At 50.9% G+C, this 23,397-nt stretch carries 8 protein-coding genes; 7 read left to right on the forward strand and 1 reads right to left on the reverse strand.

The annotated features are described in order from the left end of the window. The first annotated feature begins 120 nt into the window (after positions 1-120). The 6 genes from CIK99_RS02685 to CIK99_RS02710 all read left to right on the forward strand — a co-directional run bounded on the left by CIK99_RS02685 (position 121) and on the right by CIK99_RS02710 (position 16,084). Positions 121-3,438: a SusC/RagA family TonB-linked outer membrane protein gene (locus CIK99_RS02685; RefSeq protein WP_371590819.1), complete on the forward strand. Its 3,318-nt coding sequence runs from the start codon at positions 121-123 to the stop codon at positions 3,436-3,438. A 37-nt stretch (positions 3,439-3,475) separates the two neighbouring features. Next, a complete protein-coding gene (locus CIK99_RS02690) occupies positions 3,476-5,770 on the forward strand; it encodes a RagB/SusD family nutrient uptake outer membrane protein (RefSeq protein WP_094379512.1) in 2,295 nt (764 codons plus the stop codon). A gap of 22 nt (positions 5,771-5,792) precedes the next feature. After that, a complete protein-coding gene (locus CIK99_RS02695; protein WP_094379660.1) occupies positions 5,793-8,663 on the forward strand; it encodes a SusC/RagA family TonB-linked outer membrane protein in 2,871 nt (956 codons plus the stop codon). 18 nt (positions 8,664-8,681) lie between these two features. Further along, on the forward strand, positions 8,682-10,508 hold the full coding sequence (locus CIK99_RS02700) for a RagB/SusD family nutrient uptake outer membrane protein (protein WP_094379515.1): 1,827 nt from the start codon (positions 8,682-8,684) through the stop codon (positions 10,506-10,508). Positions 10,509-10,626: 118 nt separating this feature from the next. After that, positions 10,627-12,783, forward strand: coding sequence for a hypothetical protein (locus CIK99_RS02705; protein WP_144007876.1), 2,157 nt, complete (start codon positions 10,627-10,629; stop codon positions 12,781-12,783). 322 nt (positions 12,784-13,105) lie between these two features. After that, positions 13,106-16,084 carry a glycoside hydrolase family 2 protein gene (locus CIK99_RS02710; protein ID WP_094379519.1) on the forward strand — a complete coding sequence of 993 codons (2,979 nt, stop codon included), beginning with the start codon at positions 13,106-13,108 and terminating at the stop codon, positions 16,082-16,084. A 76-nt stretch (positions 16,085-16,160) separates the two neighbouring features. On the opposite strand, the gene CIK99_RS02715 is transcribed toward CIK99_RS02710, so the two are convergent. Beyond that, on the reverse strand, positions 16,161-17,756 hold the full coding sequence (locus tag CIK99_RS02715; RefSeq protein WP_094379521.1) for an ATP-binding protein: 1,596 nt from the start codon (positions 17,754-17,756) through the stop codon (positions 16,161-16,163). Between the two features lie 854 nt (positions 17,757-18,610). Between CIK99_RS02715 and CIK99_RS02720 the strand changes: the two genes are divergently transcribed. After that, positions 18,611-23,209: an autotransporter-associated beta strand repeat-containing protein gene (locus CIK99_RS02720; protein ID WP_094379523.1), complete on the forward strand. Its 4,599-nt coding sequence runs from the start codon at positions 18,611-18,613 to the stop codon at positions 23,207-23,209. Positions 23,210-23,397: the final 188 nt, after the last annotated feature.

Below are 23,397 nucleotides of genomic sequence, written 5' to 3' on the forward strand. Positions count from 1 at the left end.
ATCAAAAATTATCGGTATTTTAGCAAAAACTAAAGCATTGGTATATTAAATAACCGTACCTTTGCAGCAAAATTTCTATAAACTAACATGTAGCGTGATTAAAACCTACTTTAATTAAATATGAGTAAACAAAATAAGTTGAACCCCTTCCTGCAGTTCACAGTGGCTTGTATGGCTATGACGATGGCTCCTCTTGCCGGAGGACAGACCGTCAAAGCCGAAGTGCACAACATGCAGCAGGCGAAGGCAATCAAGGGTACGGTTGTCGATGAAAACAACGAACCCGTTATTGGTGCTACCATCCTTGTGGTGGGAGGAAGCACCACACATGGTGCTGTTACCGATTTCGACGGTAACTTCAGTGTTAATGCCAAACCAGGTCAGAAACTCAAGATTACCTACATCGGTTACGACGAGATAATCGTTACCGCAAAAGAGGGAATGACCGTACAGCTGAAGGCTGCCGCCGGTGTGCAGCTTGCAGGCGTCGAGGTTGTGGCGTATGGCGTTCAGAAGAAAGTCACGATGACGGGTGCCGTTTCGAGCGTCAAGAGTGAAGACCTTATCCGAACATCAGTGGGTTCGGTAAACAACGTGCTCGGAGGACAGCTCTCGGGTGTCACCACGGTGCAGTATTCGGGTGAGCCTGGTAGCGACGCCGCCGAGATTTTCGTGCGTGGTAAGGCCACATGGGGCGACTCCAGCCCGCTCATCCAGGTGGATGGTGTGGAGCGTACGATGGCCGACATCGACCCTAACGAAATAGAGAGCGTCACAGTGCTCAAGGACGCTTCTGCTACCGCCGTCTTCGGTGTGCGCGGTGCTAACGGCGTGGTGCTCATCACCACCAAGCGCGGTACTGAGGGCAAGGCAAAGATCAGCGTCTCTACTTCGTGGACCGCACTCTCGCCGACAAAGATGGTGGAGCAGGCCAGCTCTTATGAGTATGCTAACTTCTACAACCAGATGTCGTACAACGACTACCTGCAGAACGCCAACGTGTCTGTTGCCAACGGAAAGTATGCAAGCGTAGATGCCTTCATGGCAGAAAACGCCTTCACTCCGAGCTTCTCGCAGGGCATCATCCAGAAGTTTAAGGACGGTAGCGACCCTATCCGCTTCCCTAACACCAGCTGGGCAGACTACATCATGAAGGACGTCACCCTCCAGCAGCAGCACAACCTCAACATCTCGGGTGGTACCGACCGCGTGAAGTACTTCATCTCTGCTGGTTACTACGCACAGGGCGGTCTGTTCAAGGAGTTCGACCGTGGCTACAACTACGGATACCAGTATCAGCGTTTCAACTATCGTGGTAACCTCGACCTCAAGGCCACGAAGACCACTACGCTGTCGTTCAACGTTGCAGGTAACGTCAACGACGCCGACAAGCCTTACACCGGACAAGGCTCAGGAGGTATGATCAAGAACATCTATTATGCTACACCTTTCTCAAGCCCAGGTATCGTTGACGGCAAGATGGTATATTGCACCACTGACTATACCGACGGTCTCAACCTTCCGTTCCTCGGCGGCTCGGGTATGGCATACTACGGCAATGGTTTCATGCAGACTAACGTCAACAAGCTGCAGATGGACCTCGTGCTCGACCAGAAACTCGACTTCATCACCAAGGGCTTGAGCTTCAAGGTGAAAGGCTCGTACAACTCTGCATTCACCGTCAACAAGCAGGGTAACTGTGGCGTGGCTACGTTCAACCCTCTCGTGCAGTATGACGAGGCTGGCAACGTCATCCTCAACCCCGACGGCACACCTTATATAGTATATCGCCAGAACGGCAACGACACCGAGCCCTCCTACAAGGCTTCGCAGGGCAAGGGACGCGACTGGTATCTCGAAGGTAGCTTCAACTACTCTCGCGTGTTCGGCAAGCACACCGTCAACGCGCTGTTGCTCTACAACCAGTCGAAGCAGTATTACTACTCAGGCACCTCTTATCCCGACGTGCCACGCTCGTATGTAGGTTTGGTAGGTCGTGTGACATACGACTATGCCAACAAGTATATGGCAGAGTTCAATATGGGTTACAACGGCTCTGAGAACTTCGCTCCTGGTCGCCGCTTCGGTACCTTCCCAGCAGGATCTATCGGATGGATTGCCAGCGAGGAGAAATTCTGGAAGCCAGTGTCTAAGGTGATCAGCTTCTTCAAGCTCCGCGCATCGTGGGGTCTCGTAGGTAACGACAAGACCACCGAGGCTATCCGCTTCATGTATCTCGCCGACCCATATATCACTGGCTCATGGGGACTTATGACCAACTGTCTGACACAGCCTCTCACCGACACCTACGGCTACCTCTTCGGTAACGCACAGTCAGGTACCGATGCAGGTATCTCGGGCATCGCCGGAGCTTACGAGGCAGTGAAAAACAACCCTGACATAGGTTGGGAAAAGGCATTCAAGCAGGACTACGGTTTTGACATGAACTTCTTCGGCGACCGCATCCGCACCACATTCGACTACTATCGTGAGCATCGTACCGACATCCTTCTGCGCGACGCCACCGTACCTTCGTCGCTCGGTTTCACCATGCCATACACCAATGCCGGTGAGACAAAGTCATGGGGATGGGAAGTGTCAGTGTCTTATAACGACAAGATCGGTCAGGACTTCCGCTTCTGGACCAAGCTCAACCTCTCTTACAACCAGAACGAAATCATCGAGATGAAAGAGACTCCACAGAAGAATGACTACATGTTGAGCCGCGGCCATCGTATCGGCGCACGTTCGATGTATCAGTTCTGGAAGTACTACGAAGGCGAACAGACAAAGGCAGAATACGAGCAGACATTCGGCACTCCGTTCCCTACACAGCTCGTGACTAACCTCCAGCCAGGCGACTGCGTGTATGTTGACCTTGACAAAGACGGAAAGATTGACCAGAACGACATGACTCGCGACAACGGCTTTACCGACGACCCAGAGTATATGGGAGGTTTTAACTTCGGTTTCAACTGGAAGCGCATCACATTCAACGCACAGCTCACCGGCGCATGGAACGTGTCACGTTACATCACCGACGTGTTCCGTCAGCCATTCTTCTGCTCGTCAAACACCACACAGGGCGGTCTGCTCTCTTATCACGTCAACGACACATGGACTCCAGGCACCAACGAAGATCCTAACGCACTCTACCCACGTGCCACATGGAGCAACGCCGTGCAGAACTATGCTGGTTCAGACCTCTGGGAGAAAGACGCTAAATACCTGCGTCTGAAGACCGTATCGGTTTCTTACGACTTTATCAACCCAGCATTCAAGAAGATCGGTATGACAAAGTGTGAGGTGACTCTCTCTGGCTACAACCTCTTCACACTCACTCCATACGAGTGGGGCGACCCTGAGACAAGAGCCTCAAACTCGCCTTCATACCCACTGCAGCGTACATACACTATAAGTCTCAACGTGGGCTTCTAATATATATAATAAGGTATAAATACAATAAGGTATAAAAATGAAACACAATATATTTTCACGTAGTGCGATAGCCATGCTGATTGCCGGAGCAGCCTTCACAGCTTGTACCGACAACATCGCCGTGGGCGACGCCGCCCTCGACAAGGCTACCAGCTCTACAGCAACTATTGATACCGTATTCAATAATGCAGAATATACGCGTCAGTTTCTTGTAGGTATCTACTCAAAGCAGTACTATGGTCTGCCCTATGCCAACGGTGGCGCTTACATGCCACACTCAGGCAACCCCTACACAGGAAAGATGGACGCGCTGACAGACTGCTGGCACCTCTTCTGGAACGGTGCAGCCGTATATGGACAGTATTACACCGGCGCCATGACCGCCACTACCAACCGCTCTGACGGTCTCGACGGTCCGCTCTACTCTTACGACAAGGAGTTTCAGTGGTACAGCATCCGTGCCGCACATATCTTCATCGACAATGTAGATAGAGCTCCAGAGGCCGACATGACACAGGACGAGAAAAACCGTCTCAAGGCCGAGGCACGCTGCCTCATGGTTGATGCCTTCTTCAACACCTTCCAGCACTACGGCGGCATTCCTATCATGGACCACGCCCTGGAGACCAGCGAAGCCAACAACGAGATGCCACGCGACTCTGTGGATAAGTGTGTAGATTGGATGATAGGCGAGCTCGACCAGGCTATCAACGAGAGTGCATTCCCTTGGATCACCTCTAATCCTGCCACAATGAACGGCCGATGGACAAAGGCCGGCGCGATGGCGCTGAAGTGTAAGATCCTGCAGTTTGCAGCTTCTCCACTGCTCAACCCCAAAGACGGAAAGCCTTATTACGCAGGTGCTTCGGAAGAGGTGAAGCCATTCATCATGTATCTCGACCCATCGCAATACCAACAGCGCTGGGATGCCTTCGCAAAGGCTTGCGACGACTTCTACAACGCCCTGCAGAGCAACGGACAGTATGAGCTGGTACAGGCACAGATACCTTCCTCTGCCAACACAGCGGCAAAGAAGGTGCCTTACTATCGTCTCGCCTACCGTCAGGGATACTTCCTCAACGCCTCTACCGAGACTCTCCATCAGGTGCGCGTATATGGTAACGACCCTATGCAGACCGCACGCTATGGCTGGCACCAGTGGTATTCGAAAGACGTGCCACGTAATGCCTACTGCCCAACTCACGAGTACGTAGAGAAGTTCGCATGGAACGACGGCGAGCCTTTCAACTGGGAGAGTGCTGCCAAGAAGACCTACAAAGACCAGGCTACCGAGCCTGACATGACCGTTGAGGAACTCGAGGACGGAAGCACAAAATACACTGTGACAAACTTCGTGACCAACAAGCTCACTGGTGCCATCACACGTAATGCCAAGTCGCTCCACACCATGTTTGTAAGCGGCGACGTGCCTGCCGGCGGACGACAGATCAACACCACGCTCACACGCGACCCACGACTCTACGAGGAGTGTATCGTCAACGGACAGAACATGAACCTCGACTGGACAACAGCCTCTATGACTGGTTATCCTTGGGAGCTCTGGTACAACGGTAACAACGGCGGTACTGGCGTGCTCACACAGCAGAACACCATGTTTGGCTCGGGCTACGGCTTCAACAAGTACTATCTCGGTACAGGCTCATATACAGCTGACCAAAGTGCCGACTCTTACCGCTTCCCGACACAGTGGGTGGCACTGTCGCTGCCAGAGTTCTACCTGCAGTATGCAGAGGCTCTCGTGATGCGTTCAACACCCGACTACGACAAGGCGGTGAAGATGATCGACATGGTTCGCTCACGCGTGGGTCTGCCCACCACAGCACGCCACTGGACCAACTCTACATGGCGCAAGGCTAAGGGATATACAGCTACCTCAGTGGCAGCTGCCGCCACAACTCCTGTCACACTTGCCAACGGTGAGACATCGACAGAGTTTATGGAAGAGCTCCTCGACGAGCGTGTACGCGAGCTCGGACTCACCAACGCACGCTGGTTTGACATGATACGCCTGAAGCGTACCGACTGGATGACAAAGCAGCTGCACGGACTCGAGCAGTATCGTCTGATACAGCAGGGAACGGTGTTCGTCAGCCGCCACGTGGCTTGGGTTGGCGCCGACCGCGACAACGACGCGTCATCGACACAGCCACTGTTCTTCCTCAACTCTATAAAGAACATCACAGGCAACAGCCGTTACCTCTGGAACAAAGACCCAAAGAGCGACGAGGTGAAGAAGTGGCTGTTTGAACCACTGCCACAAGCAGAGATCAACAAGAAATATGGTCTTGTCCAAAACCCAGGTTGGGAGTAATAACTGAAAAATGAATTCGTATATGAAAACAAAGAATATATTTATGCTGACATTGCTCGCAGGCGTTGCCCTGCCTGCAATGGCACAGCGTGACATAGCTGACTCCGTTGCATATAAGGACCAGACGGTTGACATCGGCGCCAACCGACTGTTCACACGCGAACAATCGACGGCCGCTGTCAGCGTGATCACCAACAAGGACGTCAACAAGCGTGGCGCACGCAACATCGGTAACAATATCCTCGGACAAGGCTCGGGACTCGTCAGCCTCGACGGTTCGGGACTCTTCCACGCACAGAATCCCACATTCTATATACGCGGCCTGCAGACATCGAGCGGCAGCACTCCGCTCATCCTCGTCGATGGCGTGGAGCGCGCTATAGAGAACGTAGTGGCTGAAGACGTGGAGAGCGTACAGATACTCAAAGATGCCGCCGCAACAGCTATCTACGGATATAAGGGCGCAAACGGCGTGATACTCGTCACCACAAAGCACGGACAGTACAACACCAAGTCGTTCACCTTCTCTTACGACCACGTGTTCTCGTTCCTCACCAACAAACCCGTGATGGCCGACGCCGCCACATACGCATCGGCAGTCAACGAGGCCTACCGCAACCAGGGCGGTAACGCGGCTTACAGCGATGCGGTGATCAACGCTTACAAGAACGGCACCAACCCGCTCTACTATCCTAACGTGAACTGGGCCGACGAGACCTTCCGCAACGTGTCTAACAACGACCGTCTCAACCTCGAGTTCAAGGGAGGTACAAAAAACTTCCGCTACTTCACCAACGTACAGCTCCTTACCAACAAGGGCTTCGTGAAGAACTACGAGAACGACGGATATTCTACACAGAACAAATACACACGCGGTACGCTCCGCTCTAATATGGATATCGACCTCAGCCCGAAGACAAAGCTACACACGCATCTCTTCGGATTGCTCACCGAGCAGTCGCAGCCTGGAGACCAGGCAGACCTCTGGTCGATGATCTACAAGGTGCCTGCCAACGCCTTCCCCGTGAAGGTCAACGACGCCGTATGGGGCGGTAACTCAGTGTTCACCACCAGCAACCCCGTGGCACAGAGCCAGGGCGCCGCTTACTACAAGAACCACCAGCGCGCCCTCTATGCCGACCTCGTGCTCGAGCAGGATCTCTCTGCCATCACCGAGGGACTCAGCGCACAGGGACAGCTCGGCTACGACACATGGTCGAACGTGTATGAGAACCACTCGAAGACCTACCGTTACAGCAACTATCAGGTGACAAACAACGGCGACGTCATCGCTGACGGCAACGCCACACTCGCCTCTGTAGAAGGTTCAGACTCAAACATGGGCACCGCCTCGGGCAACGACGCATGGATACGCCGCTGCATCTTCAACGGCTCGCTCAACTACAACCGCACCTTCGCCGAGAAGCACGACGTGTATGGACAGCTGAAGTACGACTATGAGTTCAGCGACAAGACCGGTACCAACACCACCGTCTATCGCCACAACATCTCGCTCTTCGCACACTACGGCTATGACCGCCGTTACCTCCTTGACGTGGCTCTCGTAGAGTCAGGCTCAAGCCGTCTGGCTCCAGGCAGCAAGTGGGCATTCTCGCCCAACGTGTCGGCTGCATGGAACATCTCTAACGAGGCATTCATGAACGACGTCACATGGGTTGACTTCCTCAAGCTCCGCGCATCGTGGGGTAACAAGGCTCTCGACGTGCTGCCAGGCGACGACGTATGGACATACTACAACCAGTTCTATCTCATGAACGCCAACACCTATCCGTTCGACGCCACATACACCGGTACACAGTGGGGCAACACCTATCTCTCTACCGCTATGACACAGTCGCTCGGACACGAGCAGGCAAGCAGGTTTAACGTAGGTATCGACGCCACACTCTTCGGCGGGCTCAACCTCTCGCTCGACTACTACTACCAGCACCGTTATAATATATGGTACTCTACGGCTGGCAGCTACACAGGCGTGTTCGGTCTGACAGCTCCATACGAGAACGTCGGCGTGATCGACTCCAAGGGCTTCGACATCTCAGCCGACTACACCAAGGAGATAAACAAAGACCTCACCGTAAGCCTCGGCGCATCGCTCACTCTCAACAAGAGCATCGTGAAGGAACAGGCAGAAGCTCCACAGCTCTTTGCCAACACCTCTTCTACCGGCGAGCGTTACGGACAGGCATTCGGATATGTGGCTAACGGATTCTTCCAGAAGAGCGACGACGTCAACGGCGACGGCATCATCTCGGCTGCCGAAATGCAGCAGAAAGGCTATCCTGTACAATCGTTCACCACGGTTTATCCTGGCGACGTGAAGTATGTTGACCTCACTAATGACGGCATCATCGACGCCAACGACCGCAAGGCCATCGGCTACAGCACCACCGCTCCTGACCTCTACTATAACTTCCACCTCGGAGCAGAGTACAAGGGCTTCGGTCTCGACGCTATGTTCCAGGGAGTGGGCAAGTGGACAGGATTCATGAACACCAACGGACTCTACCGCTCGGCTGTGGCTACAAACACACTGTCGCAGTATCTCTACGACAACTCTTGGTCGGCTGAACGTGGCAACACCGAGAACCCGGCATTCCCACGCCTCTCTACCACATCAAACGCCAACAACGACGTGAACAGCACTCTCAACATGTTTGACCGCAGCTATCTCAAACTGCGCTACGTGGAACTCTACTACCACCTGCCAAAGTGCGTGCTCGAGAAACTCAGCGTGATCAACAACGTGAAACTCTATGTGCGTGGTACCGACCTCTTCACTATCGACAATCTCGAAGAAGCTGACGCTGCCGCTTACGGCACCACACAGCCTCTGACAAGAAGCCTGCAGCTCGGCGCTGCCGTAACATTCTAAACTTAATACACGACGATTATGAAATTCAAAAAGAATATATTAGGCTTTGCAATGGCTGCGGTGACATTGTCGTCCTGCAACATGGACTACAATGAATACACTGCCTACGACAAGGAGTATATACAGCGTTCTTTCGCTTACGTGGGAGGACTCATGACAATGATATACAACGACATCGACACCGACTGGGGAAACCTCTCGGGAGCCATGCTCTCGTCGGCAACAGACGAGTCGGAATACAGCCATGACGGAAACTCGGTGGAGGATTTCTATAACGGCAACTGGAGCGCCGCCAATCCTCATCAGACCATCTGGACCTCGGCATACGAGGGCATCACTTACTGCAACGAGGTGATCGACAACTGGTCGAACCTCGACTTTGAGCAGTTTAAGCTCAACCTCGACTACGAGAAGCAGATGTATCTCTACAAAAACTATGTGTATGAGGCTCGCTGGGCTCGCGCTTACTTCTACTTCACACTGCTCCGCCAGTATGGTGGCGTCCCTTTCAAGACCACTAATACCACAGGTACAGAGGAGACAGCACTGCCTTGCTCAAGTGCCGACGACATCTTCAACTTCATCGCAAAGGAGTGTGACGCCATCAAGGACTCGATTATCGAGGACTACTCTGCCGACAAGGAACTTATCCTCGCCAAGGCTGAGACTGGCCGCGCCAACAAGTATGCTGTGCTCGCTCTGAAGGCTCAGGCTGCCGTTTATCATGCCTCTCCTCTCTTCACCCAGGGTAAGTCTGCCGACGAGAAGAAAGCCCTCTGGGCTGCCGCCGTTGGCGCTTGCAAGGAGCTTATCGACGCTGCCGAGGCTAAGGGAATGGGCTTGGCTGACGACATCGAGACTCTCTGGGCTACCGACTACTACTCTAACACCCAGAGTTGCAAGGAGATTATCTTCGCTCGCCGAACAGCTTCTGCCAACACCTTCGAGGGATATAACTTCCCGGTAGGCTACTCGTCAGGTCAGGGCGGCAACTGCCCTACACAGGACCTCGTCGATGCCTTCGAGTGTACCGACGGTAAGACTATCGCCGAGAGCGATCTCTATGACGAGGCTAACCCTTACGACAACCGCGACCCACGTCTCACCAAGACCGTCGTGCTCAATGGAGATGCATGGCCTAACGACCTCGCCGATTACAGCGCCGACCACCCAACAGTGGAGACATACATCGGCGGATATCACTCTCGTACAGGTAATGCAGCAGGTAAGTCGTACGCCACACCTACCGGCTACTATCTGAAGAAGTTCTGTAATCCTAACCAGATACTGCGCGCACGCTCAGGCGTGGCTGTCACCACATCGCCTCACGGATGGCTCACCTTCCGCATGGGTGCCATGTACCTCAACTACGCCGAGGCTCTCTTCCAGTATTTCAAGGCTTCGGGAAATGGCAATGCAGCTGACGCAAGTGGCAGTGTGACATTCAACGACGCTGAGGGACAGCCCCAGACCGTGGCTGTGCCTGCTTCACAGACAGCCGCCAAGATGGCGAGCAAGACAAGAACACGCTCTGGCATGCCTGCTTTTGCCATCGGCATGAACAACGACGAGTTCTGGGCTAAGTACAAGAACGAACGTCGTGTAGAGCTCGCCTTCGAGGGACATCGCTTCTATGACGTGCGCCGTTGGATGGAGGATGGTGACAAGTTCATGAACATCCACCGCATGGAGATTACCAAGAACGAGGATGGCACCTTCACATATAATAAGGTGGCTGTGACTCGTGGTGATGGCCAGTGGCAGGCGAAGTGGAACCTCTTCCCATTCTCGCAGACCGAGATCATGAAGTCTGGCAACGCTATTCAGCAGAATCCAGGATGGTAATATACTGAGAGTGGAGTGAGGAGCGGGGACGTTGATTTCCCTCTCCTCCCTCCATACTCAATTATTTAAACAATAAGAGACAACAATTTTTTTTAATATTAACTAAAAACAATGTAAAATGAAAAAGTTTACTTTAATTTCATTGCTTATGCTCATCTGCTGTACGATGGCAAAAGCAGAGTTGATGGACAAGTTCTTCTTCAAGATTCCAACCGACAAGGCTGACGGATGGACTCTTCAGGATGCAGGTCGTATGACCCTCACTCCTGGCAAGGACTACCTTGAGGTAAAACTCACCAACAATGGTGGTCGTATGATTAACCGCTTCTGGAACGAGGATGCTTGGAAGAAGGTTGACGTGGCTTCTCTGCCTAACAACACTTACAAGTTCTCTAAGGACATGAAGATGACCGTCAATGCTACACGTACTGACATGGAGTTCGTGCTTCTCCCTGTCAACGCTTGTTCAGCTACAGACTCTCGCGTGTCTTCACACAACTATCACTGGTTTAACAACGAGGGTGAGGACTATTTCTTCCGTTATCGTGTAACAGCTTCCACAGCTGAGACCGCTGACATCGTTATCAACGAGAATCCTACTGCACGTGGCGATTGGCCCACACCTACAGAGGAATCTGAAACAGCTACTCTTAACGTCGGTGTTAAGTATTCTTTCGCAGTTGAGATAAACGTTGCTGATAAGACTGCCACTTACACTATCTCTGACGAAGAGGGTAATGTGGTAAAGACCGGTGTTCACAACTATGTTTGCGAAGAGAACCGTGCTGGTATCTGGGTAATGTCAACCAACAGTGCCAACTCTGTAATTCAGCTCTCTAACATGGGTCTCTCTTACAAGGCTGAGGGTCCATTCGCTGTTGAACCTTCTGTAGATCTTCTCGCAGCTATCGGCGAGCAGCGTGCATACTATGTTGACTTCAGCGAGGGTCATACACTTCACTGGATTCAGGTGGGCGATGCTGAGGACGCTCTTGGTAATGCTTATGCCGACGGTGAGGAATATACTGTAGGCTATGGTGACGCTAACGATACTCGCGAGTTTGAGCAGAACGCTGAGGAATACTTCGGAAAGAAGATTATCTATTGTACAAAGTCTGGCGACCTGAAGGTTTGGACTTCTCTCGATGATGATGAGGCAAAGGTTTCTGACGAAATCATTACTCCTGTAGTATGCGAGACTATAGCAATGCCAGTTCCAGTTGCAAAGATCACCAACGTTGAGGCTGGCTATGGTAAGGAATACACTATCACTGCCGACAACTCTAACACTCTCTTGAATCCAGTGGTTACCATCAAGTGCATCGTAAAGAATGCTTCTGGCTCTGTAATCGAAGAGAAAGACATCCTCTCTGGCGAGAAAGTTAAATTCACTGATGCAGGTTCCATTGAGATGTACTCATTCGACGGTACTCACCCTCAAGAATGGTATGCTCCATCTGAGAAGGTTACTATCACTAACAACGCTGAGTATGTTGTTGCTGTGGATAAGAGCTACATCATGACATACGACGAGATCAATGCAGGATTGTCTGGATGGGATAAGGTAGAGCTTGTTGACGCTGCAGGTAAGTCACACTGGGATCGTATCATGTCATCTGAGAAGCGTGGTTACAAGGCTGACGGAACAAACGAGGTTTATGTTGAAGACAATGCCGCTTCCTATACATCGGTTAAGGAAGGCCATGGCATCTTCGCCGACACTGACTGCGGTACTGAGAATGCAAAGTGGAACGTGCTCTGTCCTAACGATGTTTACACTTGCGCTCTCCCACTTATCCCATCTGAGGAAAATGCAGCTCTCTACAAGGTGTTCAACGATCACTATGCATGGTGTATGATGCCATTCGAGGGATTGGTTTACTACGATGTAAACACAAAGGTTGACGGCGACTGCGCTGTACGTTCTAACTACCTCAACATGCACCTCGATCCTCAGTACACAAGCGACGATGCAAGCAAGCCAAACTTCTTCATCGTTAACAAGACTGGTGGTTACAACCGTCCTGACAAGGGCGACTGCACTTCTTCAGAGGTTGTTGTTGCTGGCGAGACATTCAAGCTCTATCGTTATGACACTGCTATCAGCAGCGTAAAGGTTATGACATACAAGGGCTTCGTTCCTGGCAGCGCAGGCATCTCTTCTATCAATGGTGAGGAGACTGTAGCAAAGGTAAGAAAGATCGCTACCAAGAACGGTATCGTTATCGTTAAGGGCGAGAAGGCTTACTCTGTTTCAGGTGCTGAAATGAAGTAATATTCACACTTCTCATAAAATACTTTTTCCGACCGGGACTGCGCTACTATAGCGACGGTCCCGGTCGTCGTTTTTATTTTAAATCAGCCAAAAGAAGTGAAAATAGTGAGATTTGGTGAAAAATAAAATTTAATAATTTGCCAAATCTTATTTTTTTTTGTACTTTTGGCGAAAAATTAGATTTTAATAAAATTTTCAGTAAAAGTTTGGTCATTAAAGAATAATTCTGTAATTTTGCCAACAAAAAGGAGAAAACATTATAATGACATTCAGACGCAGGTTAAATGCCATGAAAGAAGGAGTATATTAATCTTGATAGTAAATGAGAAAACTTTCGATAATAGCAATTGCCGCCCTAAACATCGCGGCGGCGTATGCACAGCGTTCGCAGAACTTTAATGCCGAATGGAAGATAGGCGACAAATCGGTTACACTGCCACGGGCATGGAACGAGGAGTATGCTTTCAAGGCGCCTATAGAAAAACTGCCTGACGCGGAGGTGTCTTACACCAAGACATTCCTTGCCCCCAAGACTTGGAAGGGCAAGAAGGTGTTCATCGAGTTTGAGGGCGCAAGACAGGCTGCCGAGGTGTTCCTCAACGGTACGAGAATAGGACTGCATGAAAACGGAGTGATGGCATTCGGATTCGACCTCACTCCATACATGCGCATAGGGAAAGAGAATGTCCTCGAGGTGAAAACCGACAACTCATGGGCATACAAGGAAAAGGGGACACCTACTGACGGCGAGGTTGTTGCAGACGGCAACAACCTTCCGAACAATACCCTCAGTCCGGCTTCATTTCAATGGAATAACAAGAACTTCAACGCCAACTACGGCGGACTGCCCAAGAACGTGAAGCTGCACGTGACAGACCGCCTCTATCAGACACTTCCACTTTATTCCGCTCTCGGAACAACGGGTACTTACGTCTATGCCAAGAATCACGACGTGAGGGGAAGGAAGGCTATCATACATGCCGAGTCGGAGGTGAGAAACGAGACGGGCAAGAAACAGACTTTTGTATATAATGTGGAAATCATCGATCGTGACGGCTCCACACTGTCTGCCTTCTCCTCAGCTCCAGTCACATTGGACAAGGGCGAGACACGCACTGTCAGTGCGGAGAAGATGGTGGAAGGACTGCATTTCTGGTCGTGGGGATATGGCTATCTGTATGATGTGAACACCAGCATAACGGTCAAGGGAAAGGAAATAGACAGGCAGACCACCACGACAGGATTCCGCAAGACTGCCTTCCGCGATGGAATGACCTACCTGAACGATCGCGTAATGATGATGCACGGATATGCGCAGCGCACATCCAACGAATGGCCTGGAGTGGGAATGTCGGTGCCGGCATGGCTGAGCGACTACAGCAATGAGCTGATGGTACTCTCGGGCGGTAATCTTGTGAGATGGATGCACGTATGTCCATGGAAGCAGGACATCGAGTCGTGCGACCGTGTGGGACTCATACAGGCTATGCCCGCGGGAGACGCCGAGAAGGACGTGAGGGGAAGACACTGGGAACAGAGGGTGGAACTGATGAGGGACGCCATCATATACAACCGCAACAACCCTTCCATCCTCTTCTACGAATGTGGCAACAAGGGCATCAGCGAGGAACACCAGATGGAGATGAAACAACTGCGCGACAAGTACGATCCGCACGGAGGCCGTGCCATAGGATGCCGCGAGATGCTCAACAAGACGACATGTGCCGAATATGGCGGTGAGATGCTATATATCAACAAGTCGGCGGGAAAGCCCGTGTGGGCAATGGAATACTGCCGCGACGAGGCTCTGCGCCGCTATTGGGACGACTGGTCGTATCCATATCACAAGCATGGCGACGGTCCTCTCTACAGGGATGCCGACGCCTCGGCATACAATCAGAACAACGACCAGTTTGCCGTGGAGATGGTGCGCCGATGGTATGACTACTGGATGGAACGCCCAGGAACGGGACTGCGAGTGTCAAATGGTGGCACGAAGATTATCTTCTCCGACACCAACACCCATAACCGTGGTGAGTCAAACTACCGTACATCGGGCGTGGTGGATGCCATGCGTCTGCCAAAGGATGCTTTCTATGCACACCAGGTGATGTGGAACGGATGGGTTACGCCAGACAAGTCGATGACGCATATCGTGGGACACTGGAACTATGAGGAATACTGCCGTGACAGGAACAACGGCAACATGGATTTCAAGAAGACGGTATATGTAGTGAGCGACGCTCCAGTGGTAAGGCTCTTTGTCAATGGTAAGGAGACGGGACGCGACTCCGTGGCTTACCATTTCCTGCATGTCTTTGAGAACATAGCCTTCGAGCCGGGAAACATCAAGGCCATTTCATACAGTGCCGACGGCAAGGCTCTCTCCGAGCATTGCATAGAGACCACAGGCAAGGCCACCTCGCTTCGCATCAGCAATATAAAGAACCACCAGCTCGTTGCCGACGGTGCCGACATGGTTCTCTTGGAGATAGAGGCTCTTGACGACAAGGGTCGCCGCAATCCTCTAGCCACCAATATGCTTCACTTCTCAGTGGAGGGTCCGGCGGAATGGATAGGCGGCATAGGCAAGGATAGCCATGACACCAACTGCATCCGTTCCAAGTCACTGCCCCTTGAATGTGGCGTAAACCGTGTTCTACTGAGAAGCACCGGCGAAGAGGGCGTTGTGCGTGTAAACGTCACCTGCGACGGTATGCCTGCATCGTCCATCACCCTTGATGCCAAGAAGGATGCCGCAAACGCACCCTTCGAGTTTGTTAGGGCAGAGACTCCCGCCACTCCTTCCTATAAGGACATCAAGCGCACCATACAGTGCAAGTCTGCCACTGCGGGATGCAACCAGCAGGATGCCATCCGCTCTTACGACGACAGTGAGGACACAGAATGGAAGAACGACGGCAGGATGTCAACGGCATGGATAAGATATGAGCTTGCGGAAAAGGCGCGCGTGGATGAGGTGGTGCTCAAACTTACGGGATGGCGCAAGAGGGAGTATCCCCTGCAGATCTTCGCCGACGACACCCTCGTTTGGGAGGGTAAGACTCCCGTGTCATTAGGTTACGTTCACCTTCCCCTTGCCGCATCCCAACCTGCGGGCAGCATAACCATCAAACTGCAAGGCACAGCCTCCGACTCCGACAAGTTTGGCAATATCAAGGAGCTTGCCGCCCCCGTGGCCAACGAGCTTGACCTCTTCAAGGCAAAGGATGGCGACAAGGTTCGCAATGAACTGCGAATAGTGGAGTGTGACTTGCTGCAATGGATTAAGCCAAATTAATTATTGCCATCAGGGTGTTCACCCGAATTGACTCCCGCTTGATGCTTGAAGACTGATACTTCCTCCATCTATGCAATTACTCGCAAGGCTTGTAGGCAAAGTCGTTTACGGTGCCTGTTTCGGAAGAGAAGCTGATGCCTACCTTGTATATCTTGCGCTTGTCGGCGGCGTATGGTTGGGCATATCCCTTTTCGTCTATCTGTTTCAAGGCAACTTCCGCCGTGGAGTTGAGTTTGAACTCGAAGATATATACATAATCGGGACACTCGAGTATGCAGTCAATGCGCCCTTGGCTCGTCTCCTTCTCAATATATGTGTTATATCTGCCAAGCAAGCACATGATGAGATAGAAGGTGTATTGGAAGTGACGTTCGCACTCCATAGCGTCCTGCTTGCGCTGGAAGCGATAGGAGATGTTGGCGAGGAAGGCAGTAAGTTGAAGTTTGAACTTTTCGAGGTCGCCACTAAGAAGAGTACGGGTCACGTCAACAATCCGTGAATCCGAGTAGTTTCCAGAACTGAAATAATCAGATGCAAGAGCCGATGCCATTCCGCTACGTACTTCCTCGTTGGGGAAATCGAGACGATAGACATCGAAGGTGGGGTCATAGCCCTTTATGGTAAAATATCCGCTTTGGTAGATCATTGGCAGCGGCTTTTGCTTTGTTGCCTTGTAATCTACAAATTCTGCGGCTGAATATTCCTTGCCTGCCAGTTCGTTGATGTTTTCATGGTTGTTTGCCAAGAGACGCATTAGATACGTCGGGGTGCCGGTGGAGAACCAATAGTTTTGGAAATCTTTAGAGTCGAGGCAGTTCAAGATGCTGAACGGATTGAAGATGTCCTTCATCTGTTTACTGAAATGATAACCATCATATTTCCGTTTCAGTTTTTCTATTGTCTCTTCCTCTGTCATGCCGTTCATCTCGCCAAGTTCCCTTATCTGCTCCTTGAACACCGTGAGAAGTTCGTCCTTCGAGATGCCGCAAAGTGTGTCGAAACGGGAGTCGTAACTGATGTCCTTCGGCTGGTTGAAACCGCTGAACACGCTGACCTGCGAGAACTTCGTCACTCCCGTGAGCAGCACAAACTGCAGATGCTTGTCGGCGAGTTTGAACACGCTGTACAGACCTTTTAATATCCCTCGATGTATGTCCTCAAGTTTTGTTTCCTTCCCGTTGAGCAATCCTGTATAGTCAGTGTCAATAACGTCGAGCAGCGGCTTGTCGTATTCGTCGACAAGCACAACGGCACGTCGTCCAGACTTCTCGTGCGCTTGTTTAAGCACATGGGCAATCCTTGCGCCAAGTTCCTTGTTTATTGGGTCTTTGCCCCATTGGTTCTCCCATGTCTCAAGATTTCCAAGAATACGGTTTTCGAGTTCTCCGTCTTTGTCGTAGTTACCACCGTTGAAGTCAATATGGAACACAGGATATTCCTTCCACTCCTTCTCCATCGCTTCTATTGCAAGCCCATGGAATAGTTCCTTGCGTCCGAGGAAATAGTTTTCGAGTGTGGAGATGAGCAGGCTCTTGCCGAAGCGGCGAGGGCGGCTGAGGAAATAAATAGTCCCCTTGCTGACAAGCTCATAAATCAATGCCGTCTTGTCAACATAAACGTAACCGTCTTCACGTATTCGCTCAAAGCTTTGTATTCCAATTGGGTACTTCATAGTTGTGCTCTTTAATTTTTCGGCAAAGATACAAAAAAAAACTATTTCTCCAAAGAAAAACATATATTTATTGTCGTTTTTCCTGATTTTCGCTCTTATATTAGTTTTATAATGCTTAACATTCAATCTTTAAGTTTCATTGGATACCTGACTCCATTACCCATTAAGTCAATTATATATGTAGTAAATTCCTGCAATTTTGTAGTTAAAAACCTTTCTTCTATCACTTCTATCACGCTTCTATCACTCCTTCTATCACTATCCAACTGTCTATCAGTAAGATTGTTAATATGGTTTGTGATAGAAGTGATAGAAGAAAATGAAAAAACATAGAATGCGAACGATCGCGAGAGTGACAGCATCTACTTGCCTGTTATAAATATGTGAAGGCAGGCATCTATAAATATTCACGAAAGCTATTGTAATTTAATACCATGGGGCTCTCGTTTTATGTTCCGCAGTGCGGAACGTACGTTCACCACTGCGGAATATACGTTCGCCACTGCGGAATGTACGTTCCGCACTGCGGAACATAAAACGAAAGCGTATTCACATCATATTCAAGCAGTCATCGTGAGGAAATCATTTCAGCTGTAATGAATAAGTTATAATAGTTAGTCAGATAGCAGCTGAGTAGTTAGGCTTCTATCGTTATGACCAAGATTCCATTTTATTCAGTACATCCATCGTCATTGTAGAATGAAAGATGCTGGTAAGAGTCAGTGTGTCTTGATGACTTGTTTTTATTACGCCTTGTGCCAAAAAGTATAGGTGAAAATCAGAAAATTGAGTGTCTTGTTATATTTTTTTTATTAACTTTGCACCCAAAATAAGAAACCTAATAGATACTGTTTATGAAAAAGAAACTTATCGCATTCGTTATCGCTGCATTCGCATCGTATAACGTGGCTATGGCACAGAGATTTACGGACAGGCTTGACCGCGGTCTTGTTGCCGTGCAAACTACAGGTGGCGTGTATTGTTCGTGGAGAATACAAGCCGATGAATACTTTGACGTGAAATACAATCTCTATCGCGACGGCACCAAGGTGAACAGCGAACCGCTCAACGTGTCGAACTTTACTGATGCCGCCGGTTCTGCCAGCAGCAAATATACAGTGAAGGCTGTGGTGAACGGCGTGGAACAGGCTGCATCGAAAACTGCCGAGGTGCTCACCAACAACTACAAGACAATAAAAATCATGCACGACGCTTCGCTCAAATCAACCTACGTGCCTAACGACGCCTGTTGTGCCGACGTTGACGGAGACGGCGAGGTGGAGATACTCATGAAGTTCGACAACAAGGAGGAAGGCGAACAGCTTTATCCCAAGAACGGACCGACCATCAACGGTGTGGAGACAAAGGAATACTCCATGCTCGCATGCCTCAAGCAGGACGGAACCGTGCTGTGGTGGGTGAACTGCGGTCCAAACATGGGCGACTTCCAAAACAACGAACAGAACATAGTAGGATATGACTGGGACATGGACGGCAAGGCAGAGGTTGTAATGCGACTCGAAGAGGGCTCAACAGTACACATGGCCGACGGAACAACATACACAATCGGTGCCGACGGTAAGAACGGCACGTCGTGGACAAACTACCGCATACCCAAAGGCTCTGGCTCAGTGGAGTGGTTTACATACTACGGCAATGAATTCCTTTACTATTGCGAAGGAGCGACGGGCAAGCCATACCAGTGTATTGAGTATCCGCTGAAAAGATACGAGAGCGGCGAAACTGACCTTAAGGCTGCATGGGGCGACGGCTACGGCCACCGAAGCAGCAAGAACTTCTTCGGTGCGCCATATCTCGACGGCAAGCATCCGAGCATCTTCCTTGGTCGCGGTATTTATACAAGACATAAGTTCATCGCCTACGACGTGAATCCTACGTCACACGAGCTCAGCGTACGTTGGTATTGGACTAACAACAAGCCAGGCTCGCCATGGTATGGACAGGGCTATCACAACTATTCAATAGCCGACGTGGATTGGGACGGACGCGACGAGATAGTATGGGGCTCGATGGTGATTGACGATAACGGAATGGGACTCTCCACCACAGGACTCGGACATGGCGATGCTCACCATGTCAGCGACCTTAACCCTTATCGTCACGGACAGGAGATATTCGCCTGCAACGAGGATAATCCCGCCAACAACTTCCGCGACGCCACCACGTCGAAGATATACTACCGCATGACCGATACCAACGATGCCGGACGTGCCATTGCAGGAAACTTCTATAACTCTCTTCCTGGTGCCGTGTGCTATGGAGCTCACGATACACCCATCTCAACAGTAATTGCCGATCATGTCAACGTGAACACCAACGGACTCGGGATGAACTTCCGCATCTATTGGGACGGCGACCTACAAGAGGAATGTTACGACAATATCACAGTATCCAAACCAGGAGTGGGCACACTCGCAACCTTCTCGGGAGCTTACTCTAACAACAGCACCAAGGCCACCCCTTGCTATCAGGGCGATATCTTCGGCGACTGGCGAGAGGAGGTCATCGTGCGTACGGCTGACAATAACATTCGCATCTATACCTCTACCATTCCTACCGAGTGGCGCAACTACTCGCTATGGTATGACCATCAGTACCGCAACGCCATGGTATGGCAACCCTGCGGCTACAACCAGCCGCCTCACGCCTCTTACTTCCTCGGCGAACTCGAAGGCATAACCATCGCGCCTCCTCCTCTCACCACAACAGGACGCGTAGAGGTGACGACAGCACTCGGTACCGACCTCAATGACAAGCAGGCGCTGCTGGCCACTAACGGCGACGCTACCGTAGCCGTAGCCGACGGAGCCGCTCCTTCGGTATTTATCGACAATGCTCCTTCATGGGTGCAGGGCAGCGCGCCAAGCGAGTGCACAGTAAAAGACACAGAGATATCTTATACCTATTATACTCATACGCTCACGGGAGGCGCCTTTACCGGAAATATGCGACTGGTGAAGCAGGGCGACGGAACACTCGTCTTGCCAAACGTGAAAGAGACATACAGCGGCAACACTGACGTGTGGGCTGGAACACTGCAGTTTGACGGAACCATGGAGAAGAGCCCCGTATGGCTCAACCGCTTTGCCAAGTTGAACTCTAACGGTACGTTTAATGCTGGCATCAAGGCCGACTACGGCTCTGTAATCTATCTTGGCGGCATGGACAAGACAGGCTCGCTTTCCACTTCAGAACTCAACCTGGGCTTCGGCGCACGTATAGTCTTCGACGCGGAAGGCAATAACGTCGATAAGTTTGTTGCAACAAAGATGACCATTGAGAAAAAGAACTGGGAGAACGGCCCTGAATACGATGCGCCTGTATTCGAGTTCACTTCTGCACCGCAAGCTGGAGATTATGTGCTGGCTGAGGTAGCAGAACTGACAGGAAACATTGCCGACATCGTGGTCGAGGGACTCTCGGGAAAGAAATACCAGTTAGCTTATGCTGACGGAAAGATCACGATGACCATCCAGGACGGCCGAGAGAGCGAGAGCGTGACATGGACGGGCGAGGGTGGTTCTACATGGGACTTGATGAACACGGCCAATTTCTCTTCTTCCGACAATACCTTCGTCACGGGCGACGATGTGACCTTCGACGACAATGCCTCTACCACATCAGTCAACATTGCCGAGAACATCACTCCAGGCAGCGTAGTGTTTAAGAACAACAGCAAGACTTATACAGTCTCGGGCGACGGAGCCATTGAAGGCGACATCCAACTCCGCGTTGAGGGTTCCGGCACCGTGAATATAAATAATGTGAACAAGTACTCTGGCGGTACGGTAGTAAGTGGCGGTACGCTTGTTCCCGCATCGCTAGCCAACAACGACGGCCTGCAATACGGCGCTCTTGGCGATGTGTCTAACACCATCACTCTCGAGGATAACGGTACGCTGAAGACCACATCTAATATGACGGCTTCACACACCATCGTCATAGGCGACAAGGGCGGCACGATAAACACTACGGGCACGCTCATCCTCAACGGTGCCGTGAAGAAAAACAACACCGGAAAAGACCGCGACTTACACAAGACTGGTACGGGTACGCTGCAGCTCAATGGCTCTGCCGACTACGACAAGCTGTATATCGAAGGAGGAACAGTGTATGACTTCGGCGATTCTCACTTCAATGGTAAGACGGTGGTGCTCAACGGAAAAAAGGTGGTGCTCAAGGCTGAAAACACCATCTACAGCAGTAACTCAGACAACGTCAACATCGATGTGCCTGAGGGTTCGACGGCAAGTTGGTATCCTGACGGCAGGTGCGACTATACAGGAAAACTCACAGGTGCTGGCACCATCGACATCTACGCCACTTGGGTTCGCTGCCCATTTAACGGCGACTGGAGCGGTTTTACAGGTACAATCAATGCCAAGCGTGGCAAAAAGAATGCTTACGAACCGGTATTCGACTTCAACAATACTCACGGCATACCGCAAGCCACTCTCAACGTTGATGCCCGCTTTACGAAAGACACGCCTTTCAATACCAGCGGCAAGAACTTCGCCATTGGCGCTCTCATGGGTTCGGGATATATCAGCAACGGCGGATATTATGGTTCAAGCACCAACACTCTCACCATAGGTGGAAAGAACGTCAACTTCAACTTCTCTGGCTCTATCAATGGAAGCAATGTGGTGAAGAACGGTACGGGTGTATGGACCATAGCCTCTGAGAATGTGCTTGCCAACGCCAAGTCGCTGAAGATTGTCGAGGGTGTCGTGAAACTTAATAAGGCTACTGCCACCATGTCGATGACGGCGCCGACCATAACTTATGTGCAGGATGAAGGCGAACTGCGTGGATTGGGATATTGCTACGGCGTCAACCTCCTGGATGGTGGCTCGCTACGTCCGGGCACTTATGCTGCCGAATCGCAGAACAAGAACGTTGGCTATATTGTCATAGAGAAAAATCTCAAGGCTGAAGCTGGATCAAACATCTATGTCAACAAGACAAAGGCCGACTCGCTGTCGGTAAACAGCATTACAGGAGCGAAGAGTCAAGCTTGGGCTTTCCTCAAAGTGAAAGGCAATGCCGCGCTCGACGGTACTATCCACGTCACCTATGGCTCTGGCTGGACACCGGCTGTCGGCGACTACGTTCGTGTCGTTAGCTGTGAGGGAACCATCAGCGGCTCTCCTGCCTTCGCCCTCCAGGCTCTTCCCGCCGGTCTCGGTTGGGATACGTCGCGTCTGCTCTCTGAAGGCATCATCGCCGTCATTATCGACACAGGTATTGACGACATAGAGGCAACGGCATCGTTCGAGGCAGATGTCTTTACCATGGGCGGCATGAAGGTGCTGACTCGTATTGAAACCACAAAGGCGTCAATACCTGCCGACCTCAAAAAGCAAGGTCTCGCTCCTGGCACATATATCGTCCGTACGGCCAAGGGTGGTATAAAAGTATCGATAAAGTAATACTTTCCATAAGAAAGACATCCTTTTTCATTAAGGATATTTTTAGGTTTATAAGGGACATCGTTAGGTTTGCAGGCAGAAGATTCCACGTGAACTTCTGCCTGTTTTATTTTGCAACCGATTGTTAAAAAACAAAGAAAAGTATTTATGGGAAAAGAAGATGAAAACACAAGAGTGTAAATTTATGC

It is taken from the genome of Prevotella sp. P5-92, from assembly GCF_002251245.1.
Classification (GTDB): Bacteria; Bacteroidota; Bacteroidia; order Bacteroidales; family Bacteroidaceae; genus Prevotella.